Origin of the sequence: Lactococcus sp. FSL K6-0773 (genome assembly GCF_038006485.1) — a bacterium.
Lineage (GTDB): Bacteria > Bacillota > Bacilli > Lactobacillales > Streptococcaceae > Lactococcus > Lactococcus lactis.
In genome coordinates this window covers 965,724-991,648 of record NZ_JBBOVF010000001.1, presented here as the reverse complement: position 1 = coordinate 991,648, position 25,925 = coordinate 965,724, and the positions used below count along the sequence as shown (strand labels likewise).

General features: G+C 35.9%; 20 protein-coding genes. 19 read left to right on the top strand and 1 reads right to left on the bottom strand.

The annotated features are described in order from the left end of the window. Positions 1 to 50 precede the first annotated feature (50 nt). From MHB61_RS04710 to MHB61_RS04630, 17 genes are all read left to right on the top strand, one after another. On the top strand, positions 51 to 644 hold the full coding sequence (locus MHB61_RS04710; protein ID WP_081144260.1) for a dTDP-4-dehydrorhamnose 3,5-epimerase family protein: 594 nt from the start codon (positions 51 to 53) through the stop codon (positions 642 to 644). Further along, positions 637 to 1,635, top strand: a complete 999-nt coding sequence (locus MHB61_RS04705) for an aminoglycoside phosphotransferase family protein (RefSeq protein WP_081144261.1) — start codon at positions 637 to 639, stop codon at positions 1,633 to 1,635. Before MHB61_RS04710 ends, MHB61_RS04705 begins: the two co-directional genes overlap by 8 nt. A gap of 15 nt (positions 1,636 to 1,650) precedes the next feature. Then, positions 1,651 to 2,487 (top strand): DUF4922 domain-containing protein, encoded by an 837-nt coding sequence (locus tag MHB61_RS04700; protein ID WP_081144262.1) that lies wholly within the window; start codon positions 1,651 to 1,653, stop codon positions 2,485 to 2,487. 36 nt (positions 2,488 to 2,523) lie between these two features. After that, the gene (locus MHB61_RS04695) at positions 2,524 to 3,360 is read left to right on the top strand and encodes an alpha/beta fold hydrolase (RefSeq protein WP_137015922.1); all 837 of its coding nucleotides are present in this window, start codon (positions 2,524 to 2,526) and stop codon (positions 3,358 to 3,360) included. Positions 3,361 to 3,539: 179 nt separating this feature from the next. After that, positions 3,540 to 4,940 carry a gluconate:H+ symporter gene (locus MHB61_RS04690; RefSeq protein WP_081144264.1) on the top strand — a complete coding sequence of 467 codons (1,401 nt, stop codon included), beginning with the start codon at positions 3,540 to 3,542 and terminating at the stop codon, positions 4,938 to 4,940. A 485-nt stretch (positions 4,941 to 5,425) separates the two neighbouring features. Beyond that, complete coding sequence (locus MHB61_RS04685; protein WP_081144265.1) at positions 5,426 to 6,658, top strand: ISL3 family transposase; 1,233 nt, start codon at positions 5,426 to 5,428, stop codon at positions 6,656 to 6,658. 201 nt (positions 6,659 to 6,859) lie between these two features. Continuing rightward, positions 6,860 to 7,636, top strand: a complete 777-nt coding sequence (locus MHB61_RS04680) for a helix-turn-helix domain-containing protein (protein WP_081144266.1) — start codon at positions 6,860 to 6,862, stop codon at positions 7,634 to 7,636. A 122-nt stretch (positions 7,637 to 7,758) separates the two neighbouring features. After that, positions 7,759 to 9,543 (top strand): ImmA/IrrE family metallo-endopeptidase, encoded by a 1,785-nt coding sequence (locus tag MHB61_RS04675; RefSeq protein WP_081144267.1) that lies wholly within the window; start codon positions 7,759 to 7,761, stop codon positions 9,541 to 9,543. A gap of 379 nt (positions 9,544 to 9,922) precedes the next feature. Beyond that, positions 9,923 to 10,168 (top strand): hypothetical protein, encoded by a 246-nt coding sequence (locus MHB61_RS04670; protein ID WP_081144268.1) that lies wholly within the window; start codon positions 9,923 to 9,925, stop codon positions 10,166 to 10,168. Beyond that, positions 10,158 to 10,409 carry a DNA-binding protein gene (locus MHB61_RS04665; protein WP_081144269.1) on the top strand — a complete coding sequence of 84 codons (252 nt, stop codon included), beginning with the start codon at positions 10,158 to 10,160 and terminating at the stop codon, positions 10,407 to 10,409. Before MHB61_RS04670 ends, MHB61_RS04665 begins: the two co-directional genes overlap by 11 nt. 109 nt (positions 10,410 to 10,518) lie before the next feature. Beyond that, on the top strand, positions 10,519 to 11,772 hold the full coding sequence (locus MHB61_RS04660; protein WP_161487263.1) for a tyrosine-type recombinase/integrase: 1,254 nt from the start codon (positions 10,519 to 10,521) through the stop codon (positions 11,770 to 11,772). 128 nt (positions 11,773 to 11,900) lie between these two features. Beyond that, on the top strand, positions 11,901 to 12,596 hold the full coding sequence (rnc, locus tag MHB61_RS04655; RefSeq protein WP_010905569.1) for a ribonuclease III: 696 nt from the start codon (positions 11,901 to 11,903) through the stop codon (positions 12,594 to 12,596). Then, entirely contained in the window at positions 12,586 to 16,110 is a 3,525-nt protein-coding gene (smc, locus tag MHB61_RS04650) for a chromosome segregation protein SMC (RefSeq protein ID WP_003132554.1), read from the top strand. Before rnc ends, smc begins: the two co-directional genes overlap by 11 nt. 241 nt (positions 16,111 to 16,351) lie before the next feature. Next, on the top strand, positions 16,352 to 18,520 hold the full coding sequence (locus tag MHB61_RS04645; RefSeq protein ID WP_137015918.1) for an LTA synthase family protein: 2,169 nt from the start codon (positions 16,352 to 16,354) through the stop codon (positions 18,518 to 18,520). Between the two features lie 90 nt (positions 18,521 to 18,610). Then, positions 18,611 to 19,021: an EbsA family protein gene (locus MHB61_RS04640; protein ID WP_003132556.1), complete on the top strand. Its 411-nt coding sequence runs from the start codon at positions 18,611 to 18,613 to the stop codon at positions 19,019 to 19,021. 90 nt (positions 19,022 to 19,111) lie between these two features. Further along, the gene (locus MHB61_RS04635; RefSeq protein WP_170959137.1) at positions 19,112 to 20,230 is read left to right on the top strand and encodes a YibE/F family protein; all 1,119 of its coding nucleotides are present in this window, start codon (positions 19,112 to 19,114) and stop codon (positions 20,228 to 20,230) included. Further along, positions 20,227 to 20,988 (top strand): YibE/F family protein, encoded by a 762-nt coding sequence (locus MHB61_RS04630; RefSeq protein ID WP_137015914.1) that lies wholly within the window; start codon positions 20,227 to 20,229, stop codon positions 20,986 to 20,988. Before MHB61_RS04635 ends, MHB61_RS04630 begins: the two co-directional genes overlap by 4 nt. 49 nt (positions 20,989 to 21,037) lie before the next feature. On the opposite strand, the gene MHB61_RS04625 is transcribed toward MHB61_RS04630, so the two are convergent. Continuing rightward, the gene (locus MHB61_RS04625; protein ID WP_003132560.1) at positions 21,038 to 22,378 is read right to left on the bottom strand and encodes an amino acid permease; all 1,341 of its coding nucleotides are present in this window, start codon (positions 22,376 to 22,378) and stop codon (positions 21,038 to 21,040) included. A gap of 525 nt (positions 22,379 to 22,903) precedes the next feature. Here MHB61_RS04625 and MHB61_RS04620 point away from each other — a divergent pair. Together MHB61_RS04620 and MHB61_RS04615 are read left to right on the top strand one after the other, a co-directional pair. Next, positions 22,904 to 24,982 (top strand): DUF3329 domain-containing protein, encoded by a 2,079-nt coding sequence (locus tag MHB61_RS04620; RefSeq protein WP_170959136.1) that lies wholly within the window; start codon positions 22,904 to 22,906, stop codon positions 24,980 to 24,982. Positions 24,983 to 25,108: 126 nt separating this feature from the next. Beyond that, positions 25,109 to 25,918 carry a Cof-type HAD-IIB family hydrolase gene (locus MHB61_RS04615; RefSeq protein WP_003132563.1) on the top strand — a complete coding sequence of 270 codons (810 nt, stop codon included), beginning with the start codon at positions 25,109 to 25,111 and terminating at the stop codon, positions 25,916 to 25,918. Positions 25,919 to 25,925: the final 7 nt, after the last annotated feature.

Here is a 25,925-nt window from a genome sequence, read left to right as displayed (position 1 = left end):
TACACTAGTTTAATGTTGATAAAACACCGAAGAAGTGCTATAATAAAGGAATGAAAACGAAATTACATATTGAAGCTTTATCTGCTTCTGACTCTAAAATTGAAGGATTAAAAATCATTAACGCAAAAATGGTAACTGACGATCGGGGGACTGTCCGAGAACTTTATCGGCAAAGTAGCTACTCAGATTTTCTACCTACTGGTGTATCTGCTTGGCGTCAAGTGAATTTAACACGAACCAAACGTGGTGCAGTCCGAGGTCTTCACGGAGAGGCTATGTCAAAACTGATCACTGTTGCTCATGGGGCTGCGTTCGGAGTATATGTTGACACAAGACCTGGCAGTAAAACAATTGGTGCAGTGGAAACTGTTAATATTACCCCTGGTGTTCAAGTCTTTGTTCCACAAGGCGTTTGTAATGGATTTCAGGCTCTTGACGATGACACAGAATATCTATACTTCTTTGACAATGAATGGATGCCAGGAATGTCAGGAGTTGCTTTAACTCCTCTAGATGCCGACCTACATATCGATTGGCCAATTCACATTAATCCTAATGATCTTGAACAAATATCTGAAAAAGATTCAAAGGCTCCTAAGTTTCAAGAGTTACTGAACAACCAAGCAAAAAAACCAAATGCTTGAGCTTTCAAAGGCAATTGCAGAAATAGCTGATATGTTTAATGATGAAGTTGAAGATGTTAAAGTGTATCCCCATCAATCAGGTGTTTGGGGAAATTCGCTTTATGAAATAATTACTCCCACTCAGCATTTGCTATATAAACAGTTCAATTCTTTTGAGGCAGTTGACATTAATTATAACCCCCCAGCCATTACCGCAGAAAATCGGTTAAACTTATCTGTAGCTATGCAAAATATGGCATTCAATACAATTCTCTGCAAGCATATAGAAATCCCTATGATTAGATTAATATTTCAACAATCTTTTGTAATGGATTATCTGGGCGCTGGATCAAATTTAAAGTCTTTGTTGGATAAAGGACAAAATATTCCTAATTTAAAAAGTTTGGGAAAAGCGATTGCCAAGTTTCACAATATTTCTAGACCTGAATCTGCATTGGTAAGAATTAATGATCTCGTTCAATATAAAATTGAAATTCAATATAATTCTATTTCGATTTCAGAGTTAGGTACAAAAGCTGAACGTATTTATAAGGAACTTTATAGTGAGGTTATTGATAGTACCAATTTAGTGCCAATTCATGGAGACTTCAATGCCAAAAATATAATTGTGAACAATCCCGAAACATTAGGAATTGTTGATTTTGAACATTCTGGCTTAGGAAATCGAATATACGATTTATCATATTTTATTGCTGATATTATGATTACTATCATTATTTATCCTAATAAACTTTCTTATTGTCAAAGTCTGGTTGACTTTGTTTCAGCATATATAAAAGAATCTGGTCAAAATGAATCCTATTTTTCTTCCCTTTGGGGGCATACTGCGGTTCAAATGTTGTATAGAATTAATGGCCCCTCTGCTAATAATTGGACTGGATATTTCTCAAAAGAAAATCTTTCAATAATTAGGAAAGTCGGAATAAAAATGTTGAGCACTAATTTCACATTAGGAAGTTCAGCATCTCAAATAGCATTCTTCATTGATTAGGAGGAGAAATTAAAAATGCTAGTAAAATTCGACCGAGAGCTCTACTTAAAAGAAATGCAATGTAAAGTACGATTTATTCCTTCCTTTGAAAAAAGGTATTATGACTGGGAGCAAAAATCTGTAAACGAGGATCAATGCCCTTTCTGTGAAAAGTGGTCAGTTTCGGATACAGCTTTGCTTCCTTTTTTTCATATTATAAAAAATGATTACCCTTTTATGAATAATCAATTTACTGTATTTGGAAAGTTGCACCAACAATTTTTTAATCCTAAGCAAATTTCTTTGGCCCTTCAACTAATTCATAGTATAAGCGACTGCAAAAGTGGAGGCCTGCAAATTTCAGGGAGCGGTGCTTCGATTCCTAAACATGCGCATTTTTCAATATCAGATGAAATATATCCAATAAGCACACTAAAACGTGAAGTGCTGATTGATAATGGGGATTACGAAATTTGTCGTGTTCTTGGAACTCCCCACTTGGTGCTTGTGATTACAGGGAACTTAGAAAAGATAAGTATGGTAACCAGTGAAATATTGTCCTCCCTATTACATCAAAATTTTAGCTATAATTTATTATTAACCGAGGCACAAGAAATCTTTATTATACCCAGAACTAATGAAGTTAGTATATCTTTAGGAAGAAAAGTCGGAGTCTCACTTGTAGGTGGTATTTATCCTTGCTATGTCAAAATTACACAACTTCATGCAGGGCACAAAAATATTTTGAGTAAAATATTTGATCACTGGGAAAAGGTGACAGCTAAAGAACTTGTACAAGCTTTAACTGATACTACACTCCCCTCTTCATTAGAACGTCCCGAAGTTTTAAAACTACTTAATATGGAACATTAATAATCGACAAATAGTTTATCTTAGAAGGAGTTTTTAGTGGCAAAAAATTTAAATATGTCAGATGAGTGCTGGTACATAAATTCTGATTCAATGAAATATAAACTAGATGGATTTCGTTATCACAAAAGCCCTCAAAATGGAACTCGTCTCCTGATTCAAGGGCTGGGCTGTGAGTCTAAAATTATTTGGAATGGGGTCACAAACGAGTTTTCAAAATCGGACTCACACCGCGATATAATAGCATTTGATGTTCGAGGGGTTGGGAAATCTACGGGGAATCCGATATCTTTGGAACAAATAGTAGATGATACAATTCAAATTGTTTGCTCAGAAGAAGGACCCATTCAATTAGTCGGGCATAGCTTAGGAGGAATAATCGCCCTTAAAGTTGACGAGCAAGTTCAAGAATACATTGATAGCGTTGTACTCATCTGTTCAAATCCCCAATACACTCCTAAAGCCAAAAATGGATTTGCTTGGCGTGCCAACCAAATCCAAGAAATGCAAACAGTAAGTTGTATTTTTCAAAAAGTCATTCCACGTAGCTTTTCCGAAAATTTTATTAACAATCACCCAATTGCTGTTTCTGAATTTATGGATATGTTAAACCGTCAATCACCAACTAATTATAGCAAGTTATCTCTCATCGCCTCCGAAGCAGACGCTCTAGGAGCTTTTGACAAAATTGATGTCCCACTTTTGATGATTGTTGGATCAGAGGATCCAAGTATTACAATTAAAAGGTCGACCGAATTTGCTTCAAGAAGAGACTGCAACCTTGAAATCGTTTATGGCGCAGGGCACAATATCCCCCTTGAAGATCCAGGAATGTTGACACATATTATACAACAGTTTGATTCTTCAATTCACTAATTTTCTTTATTAGCAAAAGACGTAGATGATATTTTTCTACATGTTCAAGTTCACTAAACCTATCTATCTATCTATCTGTTGCAAAGTGCAAAATATGCAACATCATAATAGTTTTTTATCCTATTATTTTTACTAGTAATAGGATAAAAAAACAACTAGATTCAAAAGAAGGGAGAAAGATGCTTAATTTACTCATTCTCTTAATCGGAGTGCTTTTTCTCTTGATTATGATAGTAAAATTTAAAATAAATACCTTTGTGTCCCTAATTGTAGTATCTGTACTCTTGGGTCTTGGATTGAGGATGCCTATTGCTCAAATTCCCATTTCTATCATGGATGGAATAGGAGGGTCTCTTAATGAGCTGGTTGTAGTTTTTGGATTTGGAGCTGTTCTTGGTCGACTAGTTTCCGATGCAGGCGGAGCTTATCGTATTTCAAAAACATTAGTTAATTTTTTTGGGAAAAAGCATATTCAATGGGCAATTGTGATTAGTAGCTTTATCATTGGAATCTCTTTGTTTTTCGAAGTTGGCATGGTCTTACTGATTCCCATTGTATTTGCAATTGCACTCGAAGCAGAAATTCCTCTTCTTTATTTAGGAATTCCTGCTTCAGCAGGATTGATAGTAACACACGGTTTCTTACCGCCTCATCCAGCTCCTACCGCAGTTTCCGAGATATTTGGAGCAAGTCCGGGAACAGTTTTAATATATGGAATCATCATAACAATTCCATCAATTATCATTGCTGGACCTATTTTTGCAAAGATTGCTAAAAGATTTGTTCCCGAAGCGTTTGTAGTTAAGGACAAATTAAATGCTTTCGGAGAAATAAAGAAATGGAAACTTGAAGAAACTCCATCATTTAAAATTTCTATTTTGACATCTTTACTACCTGTTATTTTAATGACTATTTCAACACTATATGTTATATTATTCAAAGGTGGGCATGCTCTATCATCAACTACTACAAATATTAACGGGGTTTCAAAAACAGTTTTCCCGATGGGAATAGATGGAATCATGATGTTTCTTGGAAATCCAGTAGCAGTAATGATAATTTCTCTTTCCTTTGCGATGTGGTCAATGGGGTGGTACCAAAAGAAAACAAGCAAGGAAATTGCAACTTCGACAGAAAATGCCATAAAATCTATTGCTATGCTTCTCTTGATAATTGGTGGAGGTAGTGCTTTAAAACAAATTTTGATTGATGGAGGAATTTCAAATCAGATTGCATTAATTTTTTCCCATTCCTCATTTTCACCGTTAATTTTGGCTTGGATTATCACGGTAATTCTTCGCATTTCTCTTGGATCAGCAACTGTTGCAGCAATGACATCTGCAGGTTTAATTTCAAAAATTATTGGAACAATGTCACCTGATATGTCCGCTTTGATGGTGTTAGCTATTGGGGCTGGTTCTATTGCAGCTTCTCATGTCAATGATGCAGGATTTTGGATGTTCAAAGAATATTTTGATTTAGATATAAAACAAACACTTAAAACTTGGACTGTTCTTGATTCAATTGTTTCTTTTGTTGGAATTTGTATAATCATGTTTATGAGTATTTGGATTCATTAATTAAAAGCTATTTATATTTTGAAATGCTTCATATGTCGCGTAGAAACTTTTTTGAGGATAGTTCATAATATAAGCTTCCTTTGCATATAAACATTTTCAAGAAGAATATTGAAACCTTTATTCAGAGTGAAACTTTGAGAAATAATGCGTAATGTAGTCTGTCTATACGACTGTATCATACAAGATTAGCTGATTTTTTCATCAGTTTACTAAATTCATCATAACCACACGTGAAAACGGCTGGTTTGCTCTACAAGTATAACCCGTTAATACCCAACTGCGTCTCAAGGCGCTAACCTGAACAAAAAAAGCGTTCAGTCTCTGTGTTTCTGCCACTTTGACTGACCCGTCTAACGGGCTTATTTTTTATTGGTTCTATAATAAATCCTGTGGGAAATCATTCTCATAGGATTTTTTTTCTTGTAAAATAAAAAACCTACCTCTAAACTGTAAGTACACCACTACACACAGAGAAGAGATAAGCTATGTTTGATTCTATCATGAAGGAATTGTTTTTGCAAGCTCAGGATTGGGAAAGTGAGACGCTCATGCCCCTCAAAAAGGGCAAACGCTATGAGCTCAAGGTCACCTATAAAGCCACCTTTAAAGCTTGTCCGCATTGTCACAAAAGCAAATTTCATAAGCACGGCACGATGCCTCGAAAGGTGCAGCTCACGGAATATCTGGGCTCTCCTTGCTTTTTGATCATTGCTATTCAGCGCTACAAATGTTGTTTCTGCGGCAAAGTGTCAACCCCTGAGTTGCCCGAAAGCTTGGTCGCAAAAGGCACCAAAGATTCTGTTTTGCTCAAAAAAGAAATTATTTTGAAACTCAAAAGCAAGCAGTCAATCTCAGAAGCGGCGCGGGATTTGAAGGTCTCGCCTTATAGCTTTTATCGCCTTTTAAACCAGATGCCCACAAAAGATCATTTTAGCTTTCTGCCCGAAGTGCTTTGCATTGATGAGTTTAAAGCCACAGGAGATTGCAAGGGAAAAATGGCTTTTATCGCCATGGACGGACAGACCCACAAGCTGATTTCTTTGCTGGATGACCGTCGTTTGGAGCACCTCGTGACTTATTTTCTCAAGTTCCCAAGACAAGTTCGACTCAAAGTCAAAATGCTCGTCATGGATATGAATGCCAATTACGGTGCGCTCATCAAACGCTGTTTTCCCAACGCTCAGCTGGTCACGGACCGCTTTCACGTCGTCCAGCAACTGACCCGCGCGTTTAACCAGCTGCGAGTTCAGGAGATGAAGCAATTCGACACGGACAGCCCGCAGTACCGCCACCTCAAGTACTATTGGAACTATTTGCTCAAGAATTTTGACGACTGCTCTGAAAATCGCTTTTATTCTCGCAGCTTACGCCAGTGGACGTCGAGTCATGATTTGGTGCTCCAACTCAAAGCTTATACACCCGTGCTCGACGAGGCGTGGGAAGTCTTGCAGGCCGCACTGACAGCTTTCAGGAAGCACGACGACCAGAAGTTTTTCGAGATTATTGACGAATTGAAAGAAGAGCTATTGCCCGAGACCTTTGTGAAAAAGCTCCAATTTCTTGCCTCCAAAAAGGCTTCTATCTGCCTGGCACTGCACACGCCCTACTCCAACGGCTGCGTGGAGGGCATGAACAACAAAATCAAGGCGCTCAAGCGCGTCGCCTTTGGTTTTCGCCGCTTTAGCAACTTCAAAAAGCGGATTATTTTGATGAATTGATGAAACAAAAATAAGCCACCGCGGTGACTTACTCTTAGAGGGGGAAGAATTTTCCCACAGGATTTGACAAAGAGCCAGAAGTTTTTCTATTATGAAGCTGTTATCAATGAAACGGACTATCGGTTTTTTCGATAATATCTCTTGATTTAAAGAAGATTTAGCGCTATAATATTGATAAATTCAATAATTGGAAGGGGCATTATGAACATAGGAAAAAAGTTAAAAGCTCTGCGTGAAGAAAATCATTTGACGCAACAAACAGTAGCTAAAAGGCTTGGTATCACACAGGGAACTTATGCGATTTGGGAGCAGAAAGAAACTAATCCTACATTAGAAACACTCAAAAAGTTCACTGAAATCTATGATGTTTCCCTGCAAAATCTCCTAGGGGAGAAGCGAGAACCACAGGATATTATCGATTTAATCGATAATTATAAATGCCTGTATCGAGAACAAAAAGAGATGCTTGGCGACTTGGCAAAAGTCATGGTCGAGCGAAACGCAAGTCGCCTAGAGGTTCATGAGTCCCCAGTAGTCTATGAGTTTAAGACTTATCATCGCAATGATCTCTACGAAGTCAAAATCCAAGATGAGGAGCTTTCTGCTGGTTTTGGGACAGGTGTTAAAGACAACTATGAAACTTATACCATCTACACCGATACACCAGTCAGACGGTATGACAGTGCTGCACGGATTAAGGGGGAATCCATGGAGCCTGATATTCCGAACGAATCAATCGTGACCTTTGTGAATAATGGTTTTGATATAGATGGAGATATTTATGTAATCTCTGAGGGGGGGTATGGAGAGGAAACGCTTTATTGTAAGCAGGTTTATCGTGAGGAAGATAGTTTCCGCTGCCATTCTCTAAATCCTGACCCGCAGTACAAAGATTTTTACTTGAGCGAAGATGCTCGTATTTTAGGTGCTGTTCTAGATTGTGTACAAGAGGTTGACCCAGACTTAATAGAGAGTTGAGAAAGTCTGTTCGAGTGTTACGTAAAGCTACCTCGGATCCAAACCATTTTAGATTTTATCAAGTGTAAAGAGAAAGAATTCAGTGATTCAAGATTCAAAGAGATAAGTTGAAGGAGAAAGTCATGGAAAAAGATATTTCGTTCACGCAGTACATCAAATCACACTTCTTACCAGTCTTATTTGATGCCGTGAATACACATCTGGAAAAGACCAGTCATGATTCATTACAAGATTTAGAGGTTCGCACGGTTTACGTAGAGGACGTGCCATTTATGCAGCTAAACTTTGATGTAGTGGTCGTTGCAAAGCTTGTGATGGGGGAAAATCTTTTTGATTCTTGGTTGCGGATTTCTTGTACAGGGGATTTAGAAAAGCAGTTAGAAGATTTTCATATCTTATCGGTTTCTGTTTATCAAGGAAAAGCTTCTTATCAAAAGCCATTATCTGATACTTTACTTCCTTATCTTCATCGTGATCAACTTGATGAACTGGCAAGTGGAATTATCAAACAGTATTATCCTGAAGCGTTGCTCACAAGCCAAGTATTAGATGCTATGAAATTTGCTCAGAATTTGGGGTTAGATATAAAAATGCGAAAACTCAGTAAAGCAGGGACAACCTTTGGAGAAACGATTTTTACAGACACCAAAGTAAAAATTTATGATAAAATTTCCGATTGTATGGTGGAGGAAGAAATTAAAGGTGGGACTATTCTGATTGATCCAAGCCATTATCTTACGCGAAATTATGGCGCAGTCAATAATACGATTGTACATGAATGTGTGCATTGGTTGTTGCACCGCAAGGCTTTTACCCTTGCTCGGCTTTTTCAACCAAAAATGCGCTTTCTAAGAAGTTCTTTTAGTAATAAGACGACTCTAGACTGGATTGAGTGGCAAGCTAATACGTTGTCGCCAAGACTTCAAATGCCACTTGTCCATTTCAAGAAAAAAGTGGACGAACTCCAAGGAATTTATCACTATCTCAATGGCGAACAATCAAATTTGATTGGGGAAATGATTTATGTTATTGACAACTTATCTAACTTTTATCACGTCTCAAAAATGGCGGCCAAAATTCGATTACTCAATGTAGGTTTTGAGGGAGCGCGAGGGATTTATAAATATGTGGATGGGCATTATGTCCAGCCTTATGTTTTCGAACGTGGTGTACTCTCTCAAACACAAACTTTTGCGATTCCTTTAGAAGAAACAATTCGTCAAAGTACGACGAACAAGGACCTTCAGGAGAAACTTAAAACAGGAAATTATCTGTATGTGGATTCCCATTTTTGCTTGAATGATCCGAAGTATCTTCAAACGAACAAGTTTGGGAGGTTGGAGTTGACAGAGTATGCGCGACTCCACATTGAAGAATGTTGCTTGATTTTTGAACTGGTTGTCCAAGATAAAAAAGCCAGTACTTGCTTTGATGAAGTGCTTTATCGAGACGTCAATCAGGAAATTCGTTTTGAAGCACACTTCATCAATAAGAAAAACATGGACGAAAAGTACCTTATTCGGAATCGCATGATTGAGCTTCAAGAACTTGCCATTTCTTTGCCTGGGAGCTTTTCAGGAACCGTTTCAAAATTGATAGAATGGTCAGAATTAACGCTCTCTAAAGTTGAGGAGCAGTCCCTGATTAGTGAGCGTACGCTTTATCGTATGCGAACCGATGAAAATTATAATGTCTCGCTTGAACTGATTATTCAGTTGTGCATTGGGTTGCATCTGCCGCCAGAAATTAGCACCATTCTTATTTCGCGTTCAAGTAAGCGCTTAGGGAATATGGAGTTACATTTTCTTTATCGTTTCCTACTTAATTGTTGTTATACTAGATCAATCTATGAGTGCAATGATATTCTCAAAGCACAGGGATTTAGCCGTTTGGGAAAAGAAAGTTAAAAAATTTTGATTTCATCCGCCACCAGATGGCGGATTGGAGGCCTATAGAAACAAGGATTACAGAGCAGTTCTCTTTTGAGAAGTGCTCTTTTTTGCGTGGTTAAGCCAACATTATCCGCCATGGGGTGTCCTGTTCTTTTTATTTTATCTCGTTAAAATAGAGTGTAGAGAAGGGATAAAACTTTCTCATATTGCGAATATCGGAACTGTAAGTAACCACTTACGAGCGGGAAAGAGCCAGTGAATGCGCTCGCTATAAAAAAACACCGTTTCAAAATTTTGTACAAATATTCTGATGGAGAAAATCATTTTTGATTGCAGGTTCGAGTCCTGCTATTTGTATTCTTCGAAGAAAATAAAAACTGGAAAAGAGAACCCCATGAACTTTTATGAACAACAATTAGAGCGTTTCCGTCGAAATTTCGATTTTAGTCTAAAGATTTATGAAGGGCGTCCTTTGGAACAAAAGGCACTTTGCATCCAAATGGAAGAAAAGGTAGAACATTTTCGGATTCCAAAGAATTTTTCAATGCTTTATCAAGAACGTCAACGACTGATCAATTATATTCAAGACACTTATTTGGAAGTTAAGACCCAAAAGGAGGCTGGAAAGTATGGAAGTTAAAACAGAAACTACATTTAAAAAGAAAATGGTTAAACTTTACGGAACCAAGCAAGAAATTGCTTATATTTTTGGTGTCAATGTCAAGACATTGGCCAATGATTTAACGGCGATGCGGCGTTTACCAGAGTTTTCAGGCTATGTTCTGAATGTAGGGCACAAGCGTGTGAATGTTTCAATCAAAGGTTATGAGGAATATCTTCAGTATCTGGCTCGTGAGCAGCAAGAAAAGCAGTTGTGGTAATGACAAAAACAATGCTAAGTCGGGCTTTAAACCTCGACGAACCAAAGTTTTAAATGGTATAATAGGAGTGTTCAATACGCTCCTTTTTGTGAGACAAGAAGGAGAAATAATGGCAACAAAAAATGGATTGAGGTATTACGAAGAAAAGGTATCTGGAAAATCGAAATATCGTATCGTAATGGACTACTACCACCCTTATGAAGATAAGTGGAAACAAGTCACTTGTGGGTCGAATAGTGTGACAAAAGGTGCGATGGATGCCGCAAAAGTTAAACTTGATCAGAAAGTGGAAAGGATTTTAGGCGAGTACAAGAAGAAAAAAAAGACGAGGACTGTAAGTGAAGCTTTAGAGGAGTGGTATAAGTTTCGCGATGGCTCAGTAGCTGAGGGAACTCACACAGATGACCTAGACCATACTCGTGTCTTTAGGTCAGTCTTTGGGAAATGGCAGTTGGTCAAAGTTGAAAAAGATCATATCAAAGATTACTTGATGAACTTGAAAGTGGCTCCTAGCTCTCGTAAAAACTATCGAAGTAAGCTGAATTTGTTTTTTCAATTCTGCGAAGATGAGGGATACATTAAAGAAAGTCCGATGTATCGGGTGCGGCTCCCAAGGCATAAGGAAACGCTTGCAGAAAAACAAAAACGAGAAGACAAGTATTTTACAGTTGAGGAAATGCGGTTCTTACTTGATGCGATGGAAGAACGTGCGAATCAGGTTAAAACAGAAAAGGCAAGGCAAAACAAGTGGCGACGGCGAATGCTTATCGAATTTCAATTCTCCATTGGAGATCGTATTTCTGAGTCACTCGGTTTACGTTATCAGGATATTGACTTTGAACAGGGGGTCATTTACTTGAAGACACAGCTTGATAGTACTTCAACCGTCACAGCACCAAAAATCAAACCTTTAAAAACTACGAAGTCAGAGCGTAATATCACTCTAAAAACAAGAGAAATCGAGATTTTGTTATGGTTCAAGGAAAGAAATTATGACGGAAATGAATTTGTTTTTGTCCAGGAGAATGGCCACTTATTTAGTCAGGGCGTGATTAACAATTATCTAAAAACCTTTCATGAGGTTCTTCCGTATAAACTCATTACTTCTTTTGTTTCTCATGCCATGCGGCACAGTAACGTGCTGGTGCAAAAGGAATTGGGGGTTGATGAACAGATTATTGTGGCACGAGGGGGCTGGGCTGATACGCAGATGATTAGTCGTGTGTATGGTCGACACGTTACCCCTGTTCTGCTTGAAAAAGCAGATCACGTTCTCAAAGACTTCTCCGTCAAAAATTCACAAAAAATTCACAAAAAAAGTAGGAATATTGAGGAATTATTGGGAAAAGCAGCGAAAGCTTAAAAATGAAGCAATCAAATAGGGTGGGCCTTTGGGACGCATGATGAAGAAAATGACAAAGGCCCTTCCTTTTTGGTATAATAAGGGATAAAACTAAAAATTAAGAGAAGTTTTAAGTGAAGGAGATTTTTATGCTCAAGCTTCAAAAAAAATTAAAAAATGATTACGGATTAGTCTTCAATGATGAAGATTTATTAAAAACAGCTTTTACACACTCTTCATTTACAAATGAAGAACGGCTCCCAAAGATTGCAAACAATGAACGTTTGGAATTTTTGGGAGACGTTGCCCTATCTTTGGTTATTTCTGATTATCTTTATCGGACTTATCCTGAGAAATTAGAGGGAGAACTTTCCAAAATGCGCTCAAGCATTGTTCGGACAGAATCACTTGCTAATTTTTCACGCTCATGCGGTTTTGGTGAGTTCTTGCGATTAGGTCATGGTGAAGAAAAAATGGGCGGTCGTGACCGCGAAACAACACTAGAGAACCTTTTTGAGGCTTTTTTAGGTGCGCTTTTTATTGACCAAGGAATGGATGAAGTTCGTAAATTTATCCAACATGTAGTCATTCCTCACGTTAAAAATGATGATTATGTTAAAGTGATTGACTATAAAACAGAACTTCAAGAAGTGTTACAAATTGGTGGAGAAACAACGATTAGCTACAAGATTCTGAAAGAAGAAGGGCCAGCTCATGACCGTTCCTTTGTGGCCGCGGTTTTTAACAATGGTAAAGAACTCGGACGAGGGCTTGGAAAATCTAAAAAAGTTGCAGAACAAAAAGCAGCAGAAAATGCAATAAAAGGGCAAAACCATGTATCTTAAAAAAATGGAAATTGTCGGCTTCAAATCTTTTGCCGATAAGACTAAAGTTGAATTTGATAAAGGGATAACCGCAGTTGTCGGTCCAAATGGTTCTGGGAAATCAAATATTGTTGAAGCATTGCGCTGGGTTTTGGGCGAGCAATCGGCTAAAGCACTTCGTGGTGGAAAAATGCCCGATGTTATTTTTGCTGGAACTGAAAAAAGACGTGCTCTTAATTATGCTGAGGTTATTGCTCATTTTGACAACTCTGATCATTACCTGCAAGGACAAGATGAGAATGAAGAAGTTGTTATTACCCGACGTTTATATCGAAATGGCGATTCCGAATTTTTGATGAATGGTCGTAAATGTCGTTTACGTGATATTCATGATTTATTTACAGATACTGGGCTTGGTCGTGACTCTTTATCGATTATTTCCCAAGGACGAATTGAATCTGTTTTTAATTCTAAACCGGAAGAAAGACGTGCCATTTTTGAAGAAGCGGCAGGTGTTTTAAAATACAAAAATCGACGAAATGAAACTGAATCAAAATTAAATTCAACCCAAGATAATCTTGACCGTTTAGAAGATATCATTTTTGAATTAAATAGTCAGCTCGTTCCCTTACAATCGCAAAGAGATACTGCACTTCGTTTTCAAGAACTAGAAGCAGAACGTTCAGACTTGTCACTTTCTGTACTGGTTGGTCAGTTGGAATCTAAAAAAGCCAAATATGATCAAACAGAACTTGATTTGGCGCAAGTGGCACAGGAATTAGCGAGTTTATCAACTCGTAAAAAAGTTTACGATGAGCAAGTCAGTCAATTACGTACAGAACGCCAAAAAGTAGAAGCCGAGCAAGAAAAATTGCAAGCTGACCAACTTAATTTTTCTAATCTAAAATCAGATTTAACAAGAAAAATTGAATTATTTGATGTTCAAAAAGATTCATCAGAAAAATCAGCTGCGGAACGCGAAGAACGTTTAGAAAACTTAAAAAGTCGTTTAGAAATCACTCAACAAAATTTGGCAGAAGTTCAAAAAAAATCAGAACTTTTACTGACAGAAAAAAATGACTTAGATAAATTACTGACAGAGCTGTCAGCAGATTTAGCGACCTTATCTGAATCACCAGAAGTGGTCATGGAACGGTTACGTGATGAATTTGTTCAATTAGTTGAAGAAGAAGCCCAAATCTCAAATGAAATCGTTAGAAATAAAGCTGAAATTACAGATTTGAGCCGTAGACAATCTGAACAGGATGAGTCTGTCAGAGAAAATTTGACTAAATTTGAAAAAATCAGTCAAGATTTATCTGAAGCACAGGAAAATTTAAATACTGTTAAAAAAGAAATCGAGACCCTTTTAGCGAAATTTGAAGAAGGAAATCAAGCAGAGAAAAAACAGGCAGAATTAGAACGTTTAGCCCAAAATAAAATGTATGATTATCTGCAAGAACTTAACCAACATAAGGCCCGTTTGACTTCCTTGCAAAATATCCGTGAGAGTCATAGTAATTTATTTGCTGGTGTCCGTGCCGTGATGCAAAATGCTTCACAAATTGGTGGTGTGATTGGGGTTGTTTCTGATTTATTGACCTTCGACCCTAAATATACAACAGCCATTGATATTGCTCTAGGTGGCGGGAGCCAAAATGTAGTCACAGAAGACGAAAATGCGGCTAAAAGAGCAATTGCTTTTCTACGTGAAAAAAGATTAGGACGGGCGACTTTTCTACCGTTGACAACGATTAAAGGACGAGACTTTAATGGTTTAAATCGTATTCAAAATATGACAGGATTTGTTGATTTAGCAATCAATCTTGTAAGCTTTGAAAGTCGGTTGCATAAGGCGATGAGCTCACTTTTAGGAACAACGGTGATTGTTGATTCTGGAGAAAATGCAACTGCTATCGCTCGAGCAATGAATTATAATGTTCGGATTGTTACGCTTGACGGAACACAGATTAACCCTGGGGGTTCTTATGCAGGGGGAGCTGGGAAACGTAATTCAACAACTTTTACTTCTGTTGAAATAAGTAATTTAGAAAAACAAACTAAGTTATCAGAAGAGCAGTTAAAAATTTCAGAAAAAGAAGTTCAAAAAGCCCAAAGTGCTCGTCAAGAATTGCTAAAAGAAATTGAACTTTTGAAAACTCAAGGGGAAGAAAAACGTTTTGTTGAACAATCTTTGAATTTGAAAATTGAACAATTAACAGAACAAAAAGTTGCGCTAGAACAATTAACTAATCTGTCAGCAAATCAAGAAGCAACAGGTAATTTGCTTGAATTAACTAAAGAAAATGAACATAAAGTAGAAGTTCTTGCAAAAATTACAGAGCGAAAAGCTGAAATTGAAAAGCAACTTGAAGAAGTTAAAACGAATAGTCAAGCGCATAAAGCCTTGCAATCAGAGAAAACAAGTGCTTTAAATCAGGCTCAACTTCGTCAATCAGAAGTGGTCAGTGAATTGAAATTCACCAAAGCAGATGAAAAACGTTTACTGACAGACTTGTCAGCCTTGACAGAAGAAAAAAATCAACTGATAGCACTTTTAAACCCTGTCCAATTTGATGAAACAGAAAGAAATAATTTCTCAAAACAACTGACAGAAGTAGAAGAACGCTTGAGTCAAATTAATGTCCGAATGGTTAGTTTAAAATTTGAACGTGAAGATTTAGCAGCTCAAATGGAAGATTTAGAACATCACAATCAAGATTTTATCCAGCAAACACAAGAACTTAACACGAAAAAAACGCGTTATGAAATGCAATTGGAACAAATCGAAGGACAATTGATGACACTTCAAGAAACGTTGAATAGTGAATATCAAATCAGTTTCGAAGAGGCGCAAGCCACTGCAAAAATAGTGGATGATTTAGCGGAGGCTGAGCAAAAACTCAAAAATCTAGAACGTCAAATCAAGGCATTAGGACCAATTAACTTGGATGCCATTGCTCAATTTGATGAAGTCAATGAACGCTTTACTTTCCTTTCAAGTCAAAAAGATGATTTATTAGAAGCTAAAAATCTTTTATTGAGTACAATCGATGACATGAATGATGAAGTTAAAATTCGGTTTAAAACAAGTTTTGATGCGATTCGTGAAAGTTTCAAAACGACCTTTGCTCAAATGTTTGTTAGTGGGCTTGCTGATTTAGAATTAACAAGCGACAACCTTTTAGAAGCTGGGGTTGAAATTAAAGTACAACCGCCAGGTAAAAAATTATCAAGTTTAAATTTGATGAGTGGTGGAGAAAAAGCGCTGACAGCTTTAGCTTTAATTTTTGCAATCTTAAGAGTACGAACAGTACCTTTCGTGGTTCTTGATGAGGTTGAAGCGGCACTTGATGAAGCCAATGTTAAACGTTTTGGTGATTACATGAATCACTTTGATAATAGTAATCAATTTATTGTTGTAACACACCGTCGTGGAACTATGGCGGCAGCAGGTTCAATGTATGGCGTTACAATGGCTGATGCCGGGGTTTCTAAGATGATTTCGGTGAAACTTGATTCGGCTATTAATTGAAATTTAAGATAGTTTTAATCTATAAATGCTACACTATAAATTGATTTTTGAAGGACTGCCTAATTTATGGCTTGGTATATGATTTGCCTAAAAATAAGGAAAGTCGTATAATTTAAGCAACAAAAACATGAATTTAAAAAATTTCATTAATTAAAAAAATAATGAAATTGGCGTTTTTCGTATTCATTAATAAGTTTTATATTAATGAATTGACTGCAGTTTTTCTTTAAATTAAGGAAGAATGAGTATATTTTCTGGGGATAATAAATTGAAAAAATTACTATCTGCTTTCAACACACGTGTTGGTTTGCTTAGTTTTATTGTATTTTTTGTATGGGTAAAATCGATGATTGCCTACTTTGGAGTTTTTAATCTTCGCGGAGTTGGTCCAGCAGAATTATTGCTGATGATTATTAACCCAATTGGTTTTACAGCTATTTGTTTTGCTGTTTTACTCTTTATTAGAAGAACTTCGCTTTTCTATTTAGCGACACTGGTCTTAACGATAGCTGCAAACTTTTTGCTCTATCTTAATATTCTCTATTATCGAGAATTCACCGATTTCATCACGATTGATACGATGACTGGTGGGGCCGGAATGTTCCAACATGGTTTCGATTTTGGCTCGGTGCCTGTTCATTTGATGGACTGGGTTTATTGGATTGACCTTGTAGTCATTATTGTTTTATTGATTGCTAAAAAAATGAAATTCGACCAACGACCGGTTGGTGCGAAAAGAGCATTTACTTATTTTTCAATGGGTTTGGCTTTGTTTGGGTTGAATTTCTGGTTTGGAGATTTTAATAAACACCAATTGATTTTGCGTAAGGCCCAATCAGATAAAACCTATATTGTTCGATATCTTGGCTTAGGCCCATGGATGTTAACAGACGGTTATTATACGAATTTAGCAAATACGCAACGGAAAGATGCCAGCAAAGAAAGGTTGCAAGAAATTCAAAAATACATTGCTTCAAATCGTTATTTAGCACCGAACTTGAAAATGTATGGAATTGCTAAAAACCGCAATGTTATTGAGATTCACTTGGAATCTTTCCAACAAGCATTGATTGATTTGAAAATTAAAGGAACAGACGGAAAAGAACATGTTGTTACGCCTTTCCTAAATTCAATCTATCATTCAAATTCGACTTACTCATTCAGTAATTTCTTCAATCAGGTTGGACAAGGAAAAACTTCTGATGCCGAAAATCTATTGGAAACATCAACATTTGGTTTACCAGCTGGCTCACTTTTTGCCAAATATGGTTCAACCCAAACTTTCCAAGCAATGCCGGCTATCTTGAATCAAACCGATGGTTATAGTTCAGCTGTGGTTCATGGGAACGTTGGTGCTTTCTATAATCGATTGAATACATACAAACAAATGGGTTATCAAAACTTCTTTGACCAAAGTTTTTTTGATAATTCCGCATCAAATATGAGTCCTTGGGGAATTAAAGATAAATTACTCTTCCGTGATTCTGTACCATTGCTTGAACAAATGCAACAACCTTTCTATGTTAAGTATTTGACAGTTACAAATCACTTAACATATACAATGGATGATGAAGACAAAGATCCGAACTTTGCAACTGTTGATTCAGGGAATAAATTAGTTGACGGTTACTTTGAAACGGCTCATTACTTAGACCAAGCAGTTCAACAATTTTATGATTATTTGAAGAAATCTGGCTTATACGATAAATCAATTATTGTGTTATATGGTGATCACTACGGAATTTCTGGTAGTGATAATAAGGCATTTGCGCCTTATGTTGGCTATAATGCTGATACTTTCAATAGTTACGATAGTACAATGTTACAAAGAACACCATTCATGGTAGATATTCCTGGACAAACAAATGGTCATATTATCAATACTTATGTTGGTCAACTTGATGTTATGCCAACGCTTGAGCATTTACTTGGGATTGATACGAAAAAATATGTACAGTTTGGTCAAGATATGTTTGCTTCTGGTCGTCAAGATTTTGTTGCTCTAAGAAATGGTGGATTTGTTACTCCAACCATTACTCAACCAAGTTTGAATGGAAACTATTATGATACTCAAACGGGCTTGCAGATTGAAAAACTTAATGCTCAGCAAGAACAATATGTTAAAGAAACCAAGCAAAAAGTTTCTGAGCTCTTAAAAGCATCTGATAAATTAAATAATCAAAATCTCCTCAGGTTCTATACGCCAGAAGGCTTTAAAGCTGTTGACCCTAAAGATTACAACTATACGGTCAAGGCAACCGAGAAGAGACTGAAGAAAGAAAATGAAGATTTAGCAGCTAGATCAAATAGTTTACTTAGTCAAAATCAAGGAAAATCAACTTTACCAGATTATTCGGTTGAAATTCCAGAAGTTGAAAAAGGACAAGATTCACCAAAGGTGAAAGATTAATAAAAATAAGATAAGTTACTGACAAAATGTTTCAAAATGAGTTAATCTAATTTTGAGGCTGGTCAGCACTTTATATTAAGAGAGGAACCAATGAAAACAGGATATTTTCTGCCAGTGTCACTTAATCATCGATTAGTTTTGCTCTGGGGCATCATCATTTTAAGCTTTGAGCGAACACTTTTTTATGAATTTAATAAAGAAGGCAACTGGTTTTTGACTATTTTGGCGATTGTTTCATATATTATCTTTATCACTTTGATTTGGCCACACCGTTTCTTCATTGCTGATGACGAGCTTCACTTTACAACTTTCCCCCGAGTGCGAATGAAAACAATTGAATTGAAATATATCACAGCCGTAAAAACAACTAAATTTGGTTTTGGATTTTCTTATGCTGGCAAACGTTATCAATTCTTCACTTTTGGAAAGTCTAAAGAAGCTTTAGCAACTTTGCATGATACGATAGAACATTCTGATAAAGTCAGTGATTTAAAAGCCTAATAAAAAAGACGGCAGTTTTGTCGTCTTTTGATTTGTCATAAAAAAATAGGACTAAAATTCATTGTTTTAGTCGATGAAAAAAGGAAAGTTATGAATATAAAATGGATATTCAAGAAAATGCTACTTCCCATAATCTTTGCTATTGTTGCATTTTTTCTTGTGAGTCATGACCAATTTTTGTACGAGGCGCCAGTTGGCAAAATTACGGTTGCCAAAACGGTAAGTAGTCACGAAGTGAGTGATGATTTTCAAAATAAAGACCGTCAAGTCACGCAAGAATTGTCAATAAAAGTCCTCAATACAAAAGGAGCAGAGCCTGGCAATTTAAATTTAAAAAACACAACAACTCTCTCTCAAACAACAGGACAAATTTATCGTGTTGGTCAGCAAGTAATTTTAAAGAAAATATCGGGAAATTATCAAATTGTGACCTTAAAAAGGGATGCACTAATTGTTGGACTACTCGTTTTATTTATTGGTTTTGTCATTAGTTTTGAACGATTTAGAGCTTCAATTTTTCTTTTCTTATCTCTGGTCTTAAACCTTCTTTACTTTGTGATTGTCATCGCCCTTAACGTTGAATTTAATCCACCTGTCATTTTGCTATTTGGGATTCTGTCAGTAATTTTTGCAGCTTCCTCCCTTTTATTTGTCTTGGGACCCACAAAACAGATGCTCTATACTTTTATAACTACCGTATTAACCACTGCTTTAACTTTTTCAATTGTTTTATTCGTTCTAAAAATGACAGGGAATTCGGGTATTCATTTTGAATACTTGGACTATGTCACCCAAAATCCATCAGAGTTTTTCTTTGTTGGGACAATGATTTCAGTTTTAGGGGCAATCATGGATGGTACAGGTGATATTGTTGCAGGGCTTTTTGGTATGGCTAGACAAAATAAATTGAACAAAATAAATATGGTCAGAAAAGATTACATTAAATCAGGAATTTCAATTGGGCAAGAGCTCATTGGAACTTTGACAAATGTTTTGTTCATGATTTTCATGGCGGAAACTTTGCCGATGACGCTTTTATTATTGAGAAATGGAAATTCTTGGTCTTATATTGCAACGGTTGGTCTTAATCTTGGGTTATTACGAACAATTATTTCGGCCATTGGAATCGTGTTAGCTGTGCCAATTACCGCTGTTTTCACAAGTTTTGCTTTGACTAGAAGTCATCAAGGAAAGGAGAGTTCTTTATGAATGCACTCTTGATCCTATTAATTTTACTGATTGTGTTGATGCTTATCGTTGCCAAAAAAGATGGCTTACGAAATTTAATTGGTTTGACCTTTAATTTTATTGCTATTTTTGTGTTAATTACTTTAATTTCTTGGGGATTTAATGCAATAGCAGTTTTGATAGTTCTGTCAGTAATTATTTTGGCAATAGCTATCTTTATGTCTGCTGATGAAAGTGAAGTCACGTTGATTGCTTTTAAAACGAGTATCATTGTTGTTTTATCTTTGCTCATTCTTGCTTTAATCATTCAACATTTTGGTCAATTTCAGGGATTTGCTACAGAAGATGTTGATGAATTGGAAAATCTGTCATTAAATGTGGGGCTTAATTTTTCAAATGTAGCCATTGTAGTCATGGTTATTTCCATGCTTGGAGCGGTAGCAGAATCAGCAATGGCTTTAGCAGCTAGCCTTTCGGAAGTTGTTGAGCAGGACGAAAACATGAGTCTTGACCAATTTAAAAATCAAAGAGAAATTATATCTCAACAAATTTTGGGAACGGCTGTCAATACCCTCTTTTTTGGAGTTTTGGGGGCAACTGTCGGTCTAATTCTCTGGTTTGTATGTTTAAACTATCGCTTGGCGGATATTTTTAATTCAAAATTGCTGATGGCCGAAGTTGCCGCCATGCTTTTAGGAATGTTAGGGATTCTATTTGCAATTTGGCTTTCTGGTTATTTTGTTCAAAAATCTTTTGAGCAAAAAAATACTGACAGATAATTCTGTCAGTAAAAACAAAAAGACTTGATTAATTATCAAGTCTTTTTTATTAGTTTAAATTACTGACAGAATCATTCTTTTTTCGATAACTGATAAAGATGATGAAATAAAGAATTGCTGTGAAGACAGTCACACCAATTGGATTAGTAAATAAAATACCAATCAGAATGAGAAAGAGAGCAATCAGTGCTAAGAGACTCATTGTTCTACCGGATAATGATTTTGTTTTAAGAGAGAGACCAAAACCAGCGAGACTAATTAAAATCCAAACGGCTAAAACAGTGTAAGAAAGGGAACCAGCCAAGTAATTAAACAAACGATCACCGACAAAATAAGAAAGAACAACACCGATATAAAGTGTACCTGAACAGAAAATAACTGCTCTTTGAGGAACGTGATGTTTATTTAAATGAGCCATTCTTTGAGCCATTTTACCTTGACGATTTTTTAAACGGAAATACAAAAGGCGAGATGAAGCATAGATTCCAGAATTAATTGATGAGAAGAGGGCAAGAATGATAATCAAGTTGACAATATCGCCAGCAAAAGGAATATGCATTTTATTAAAGACCATCACAAAAGGGCTCATTGAAGAAGTAGCCAACGTTTGCCAATTATAAATCACAAGAAGTAAGAACATCGGAATAATATAAAATGAAATAATTCGCCCGATTACACCGCGGATGGCTTTAGGAATGGCTCTTTTAGGATCTTCTGTTTCACTAACTGTAATAGCAATTAATTCAGAACCACCATACGAATAGATAACAATTAATAAAGAATTAATGACCCCTTTAAAGCCATGAGGAGCAAAGCCACCATGAGCGGTCATTCCAGAGAAAGTAGTCACTAGATTAGTATCAAAAATTTGTTTTGCCACAAGAAAAACACCAAAAATAATCAACAAAATAACAACACTAATTTTAATAAATGCCAACCAGTATTCTGTCTCAGCAAAGAGAGCAACTGAGAATAAGTTAATAAGGGAAGTTAAAAGGGCAATAATCAAGACAAAAACCCAAGTGGGAACATTAGCAAACCAGAGCTGCAAAAAACTTGCAGCAGCAACAGCCTCAGCAATGATATTAATCATCCACATTGACCAATAAACCCAGTCCGTAAAATCAGCCGTATGATTACCCAGATAAGGCTGAACAAGTCCGGACAAGCCGTGTGGATCTTTTGAACTTAGAACAAGCTTTTCTAAACTCTTCATTACAAAATAAAGAACGATTCCTCCGATAAAATAAGCGATTAAGACAGAGGGACCAGCGGCAGCAATGGCTGATGAGCTTCCTTTGAAAAGACCAGCACCAATTGCTCCACCAAGAGCAATCATAGTAATATGGCGTGCGGCCATTTTTTTCTTTAAGGATTGATTAGTTTCCAACGATAATTCCTAGCTTTCTAAATCAATAAGCAGAGACGTCTCTCTTTTATTGACTAATAAATTGATAATAAAACATTAAAAAAAGACGTCCTGAGGACGTCTCTTCGTCCTCGTTAATGACAAACGTCAAAGAGGACTCACACATTTAGCTTAAATTAGCTAGTGTGAGCCCTCCTTCAACAACAAGTTAAAAGAAGCTTGTAAATAAGTCATTTATTGGACCTCGTTTTTTTAATTATTCTAAGTGTAATCAAAAGATTTAGATTTGTCAAATATTTTTATGAATAATCCAAAAATATTAGTAAATAACAAATGAAGACGAATTAATAGTATTGCATTATATAATAAATAATTTTCATTCGTGTAGTTTTTAAATTGGTCTAGTGTGGTATAATATAGACTTATTATGTAATTTATCTATTAGCTGGTAGTTGCTAAAATGATTGATGAGACTGTTCAAATATTTGAAACAAAAACCAACATAGATTTAGATACAATTAAAGATTTTGAAAGATGATTAATTCCATGATTAAGAAAAAATATAAGATATTACTTCTTGTCCTTAGTGCCGCTATTCTTTGTATTAATTTTATTTTTATTTTGAATTTGAATCGATTCTCAGGTTATACCGGCGATGATTTTTTATACCATTTTGTTTATACTGGGGCATGGCCGAGTGAACATTTAAGGGAATATCATAACTTGTGGGACTGGATTTTAGCAGTACATACGCATATGTTGATTTGGAACGCTCGAATGACTTCAATAATCTTTGAAATTTTTGCGATGCAAATTCCTAAAGGATTATTCAATATCATTAATTCTCTTATCTATGTATTAATAGGTCTTTTAATCAATGTTCTTGTTAGTGGAAAAAAAGCATTTTTGAAACCGAGTCACTTATCATTAACCTTTCTTTTAATGTGGTTTTTTCTTCCGGGGATGGGCTCAACAGTGCTTTGGGTAAGTGGTGTGACAAATTATCTTTGGCCAAGTCTTGTGATTATTCTTTTCTTATTAGCTTTTCGATTTGATATAGCTGCTAGAAGTAATTGGATAAGTTTAGGACTATTTATTTTAGGACTTTTGACAGGCTTAACAAATGAAGTGGGTGGTGCAACAGCATTTTTACTTGCCTTGCTTTTTACAATATTTAATTATAGAAGACAGCCGAGTGAACGGGTACTTACGCAGATTTTTGGAGTACTTGGTGCAGGAATTGGATTTTTTATTCAGTTATTACTTTCTTCAGGCTCTTCAGAAACCCAAAATTATGGAAAGTCAGCAGGTTTTTTACAGCATTTAAGTGATGTGTTCACAGGTACCATGCAGTATTCAGGCTTTCTCTTATTGCCTATTATTTTGCTTGGTGGTCTTCTTTATCTGCGACGTATCCAATGGACTGAAAAAGTAAAAACATTAGTAATAACTAGTCTACTTTTCTTAGGGTCGGCTTTGGCAGGTTCTATTGCAATCTTAGCTTCACCAATTAGTCCTGCAAGGCTTTGGTTTGCTCCCAATATATTGCTGATTATAACTTTGTTATTGTTAATTGAAGCTTGGCAAGAACTCCGATTACAAGAAATTAAAACTAGTCTACCTGTAATTATTAGCATAATTATCCTCGCTTTTGTGGCGATTCCGAGTTACGCTTATAATTTAAAAGAGATACAAGCGTCTTATCAATATTTTTATACTGGTCAATCGATGGCTCAAAAAGCTAAAAAGGGAAAAGAAACCACTGCGCGTGTTCCAGGAATGCCTATCACAACCAATCCCTATAATCCTTATGCTGGGACACCTTATATAGCTGCAAGTGAGCATCCAGAAAAAGAATGGGTGAATACCTGGTTTGCAAAATACTATGGCTTAAATAAAGTTTATTTGGATAATACAGTCCCCTTACAAAAAGTTGCTGATAAAAACTTTAGATTAGTAACATGGACGATTAATAACTATGATAAGTATTTAGGAGATTTTCAAAAAGCAACTCTACCAATTGCTCCTAAAATAATTTTGAAAAGAGAAAGCTCATCTAATTTAATTACTTCTCCATCAAATTTAAAACCAAACAACAGCAATTTACCGGCTAATAAACCTTGGCTGCGCAATGCTTTGATTCGTTATGTAAATGTGAAAAATAATCAGGTTGTAGCAACTGAACAAATTACATCGCCATATAATGATGCTTATGATATTTCACATGCTTCTACCAAAGGCTACCAAACACTAAAAAATAATCCTAAATCTTATATTTTTAATCAATCATTTGAACAAACGATAGATATTAAAGTAAGTCCTGAGGTCCATCTAATCACATTATTCTTTAATGCTAAAGATGGGAAAAATGTAAGTACTACAAATACTAAAGGAGTAACAGGAGAGGTTCTTACAATCAAATTACCGGCTGGCTATCAGATTAATGGTTCAAAAACAATGACCTTATCTATTGATTCAGAGATTTCATGGAACAAAGAAATAAAGATGACTAAAATACCATTTTGGAAAGATTGGGGTAGATTTTCAAATTTTTATATTTTAATGATAGGATTTTTAATCTTTGGACTTTATGATTACTGGCTGAATCAAAAGATGAAAAAATAGCATATTCTAAAGTTCTAGGTGATTAAACTTCATTGTTTTTATTGCCCTAGATTTAGTTCCAAACAAAATGTCTGACTTTAGTGAGCATTATTGAACCTGACTGATACAGTGTGCTATAATTAAACAATGAATAAAGAAATTAAACTCATTGCCCTAGATTTGGATGGGACCTTACTCAACTCTTCAAAAGAAATTTCAAAAGAAAATCGTCTGGCTATTAATGCAGCAAGACAAAAAGGGGTCCAGGTTGTTTTAACAACGGGGCGTCCTTTGATTGCAATTCAACCCTTTCTCAAAACCTTAGAAATGCTTGATTTTGAAGATTTTTCAATTACCTTTAATGGTGGTCTGGTCCAAAGAAATACGGGTCAAATCTTATCTAAAAAAAGTTTTTCACATGATGAAATTTTAGAAATTAAAGAATTGACTTCAAATCTTGGCATTCCTTGCGATGTTTTGAGTGAAGAAAAAGTTTATATGACGAAAAGTAAAATTGACTCGCAATATGACACTTTAAATAAGCTTTTAACTTTTATCAAAGTTGATTTTGATCAAGTTCCACTTGATGTGGTTTATAATAAGATTGTTTCTTGTACAGAAAAAGAATTGTTGGACGCTAGTCTTGATAAAATTCCTGAATCTTATTTTGACCAATTTGAGATTTTTAAAACTCAAGCGAAGCTTTTAGAATTTATGCCAAAAGGAATTAATAAAGCTTATGGTTTGACACAATTGATTAATCAGTTAAACTTAAAACCAGAAAATGTAATGGCCATGGGAGATGAAGCAAACGATTTATCAATGATTTCTTGGGCAGGATATGGTGTTGCTATGGCGAATGCTGTCCCAGCAGTTAAAGAAGAAGCAAGAATTATTTCTGATTTAACTAATGACCAACACGCTGTTGCTCATATTATTGAAAAATATGTACTCTAAGGACTAA

What these genes read in the sequence shown, in the direction of transcription:
- MHB61_RS04710 (WP_081144260.1), top strand. Translation starts at nt 51, where the DNA reads ATGAAAACGAAATTACATATTGAAGCTTTATCTGCTTCTGACTCTAAA.
- MHB61_RS04705 (WP_081144261.1), top strand. Translation starts at nt 637, where the DNA reads ATGCTTGAGCTTTCAAAGGCAATTGCAGAAATAGCTGATATGTTTAAT.
- MHB61_RS04700 (WP_081144262.1), top strand. Translation starts at nt 1,651, where the DNA reads ATGCTAGTAAAATTCGACCGAGAGCTCTACTTAAAAGAAATGCAATGT.
- MHB61_RS04690 (WP_081144264.1), top strand. Translation starts at nt 3,540, where the DNA reads ATGCTTAATTTACTCATTCTCTTAATCGGAGTGCTTTTTCTCTTGATT.
- MHB61_RS04685 (WP_081144265.1), top strand. Translation starts at nt 5,426, where the DNA reads ATGTTTGATTCTATCATGAAGGAATTGTTTTTGCAAGCTCAGGATTGG.
- MHB61_RS04680 (WP_081144266.1), top strand. Translation starts at nt 6,860, where the DNA reads ATGAACATAGGAAAAAAGTTAAAAGCTCTGCGTGAAGAAAATCATTTG.
- MHB61_RS04675 (WP_081144267.1), top strand. Translation starts at nt 7,759, where the DNA reads ATGGAAAAAGATATTTCGTTCACGCAGTACATCAAATCACACTTCTTA.
- MHB61_RS04670 (WP_081144268.1), top strand. Translation starts at nt 9,923, where the DNA reads ATGAACTTTTATGAACAACAATTAGAGCGTTTCCGTCGAAATTTCGAT.
- MHB61_RS04665 (WP_081144269.1), top strand. Translation starts at nt 10,158, where the DNA reads ATGGAAGTTAAAACAGAAACTACATTTAAAAAGAAAATGGTTAAACTT.
- MHB61_RS04660 (WP_161487263.1), top strand. Translation starts at nt 10,519, where the DNA reads ATGGCAACAAAAAATGGATTGAGGTATTACGAAGAAAAGGTATCTGGA.
- rnc (WP_010905569.1), top strand. Translation starts at nt 11,901, where the DNA reads ATGCTCAAGCTTCAAAAAAAATTAAAAAATGATTACGGATTAGTCTTC.
- smc (WP_003132554.1), top strand. Translation starts at nt 12,586, where the DNA reads ATGTATCTTAAAAAAATGGAAATTGTCGGCTTCAAATCTTTTGCCGAT.
- MHB61_RS04645 (WP_137015918.1), top strand. Translation starts at nt 16,352, where the DNA reads ATGAGTATATTTTCTGGGGATAATAAATTGAAAAAATTACTATCTGCT.
- MHB61_RS04640 (WP_003132556.1), top strand. Translation starts at nt 18,611, where the DNA reads ATGAAAACAGGATATTTTCTGCCAGTGTCACTTAATCATCGATTAGTT.
- MHB61_RS04635 (WP_170959137.1), top strand. Translation starts at nt 19,112, where the DNA reads ATGAATATAAAATGGATATTCAAGAAAATGCTACTTCCCATAATCTTT.
- MHB61_RS04630 (WP_137015914.1), top strand. Translation starts at nt 20,227, where the DNA reads ATGAATGCACTCTTGATCCTATTAATTTTACTGATTGTGTTGATGCTT.
- MHB61_RS04620 (WP_170959136.1), top strand. Translation starts at nt 22,904, where the DNA reads ATGATTAAGAAAAAATATAAGATATTACTTCTTGTCCTTAGTGCCGCT.
- MHB61_RS04615 (WP_003132563.1), top strand. Translation starts at nt 25,109, where the DNA reads ATGAATAAAGAAATTAAACTCATTGCCCTAGATTTGGATGGGACCTTA.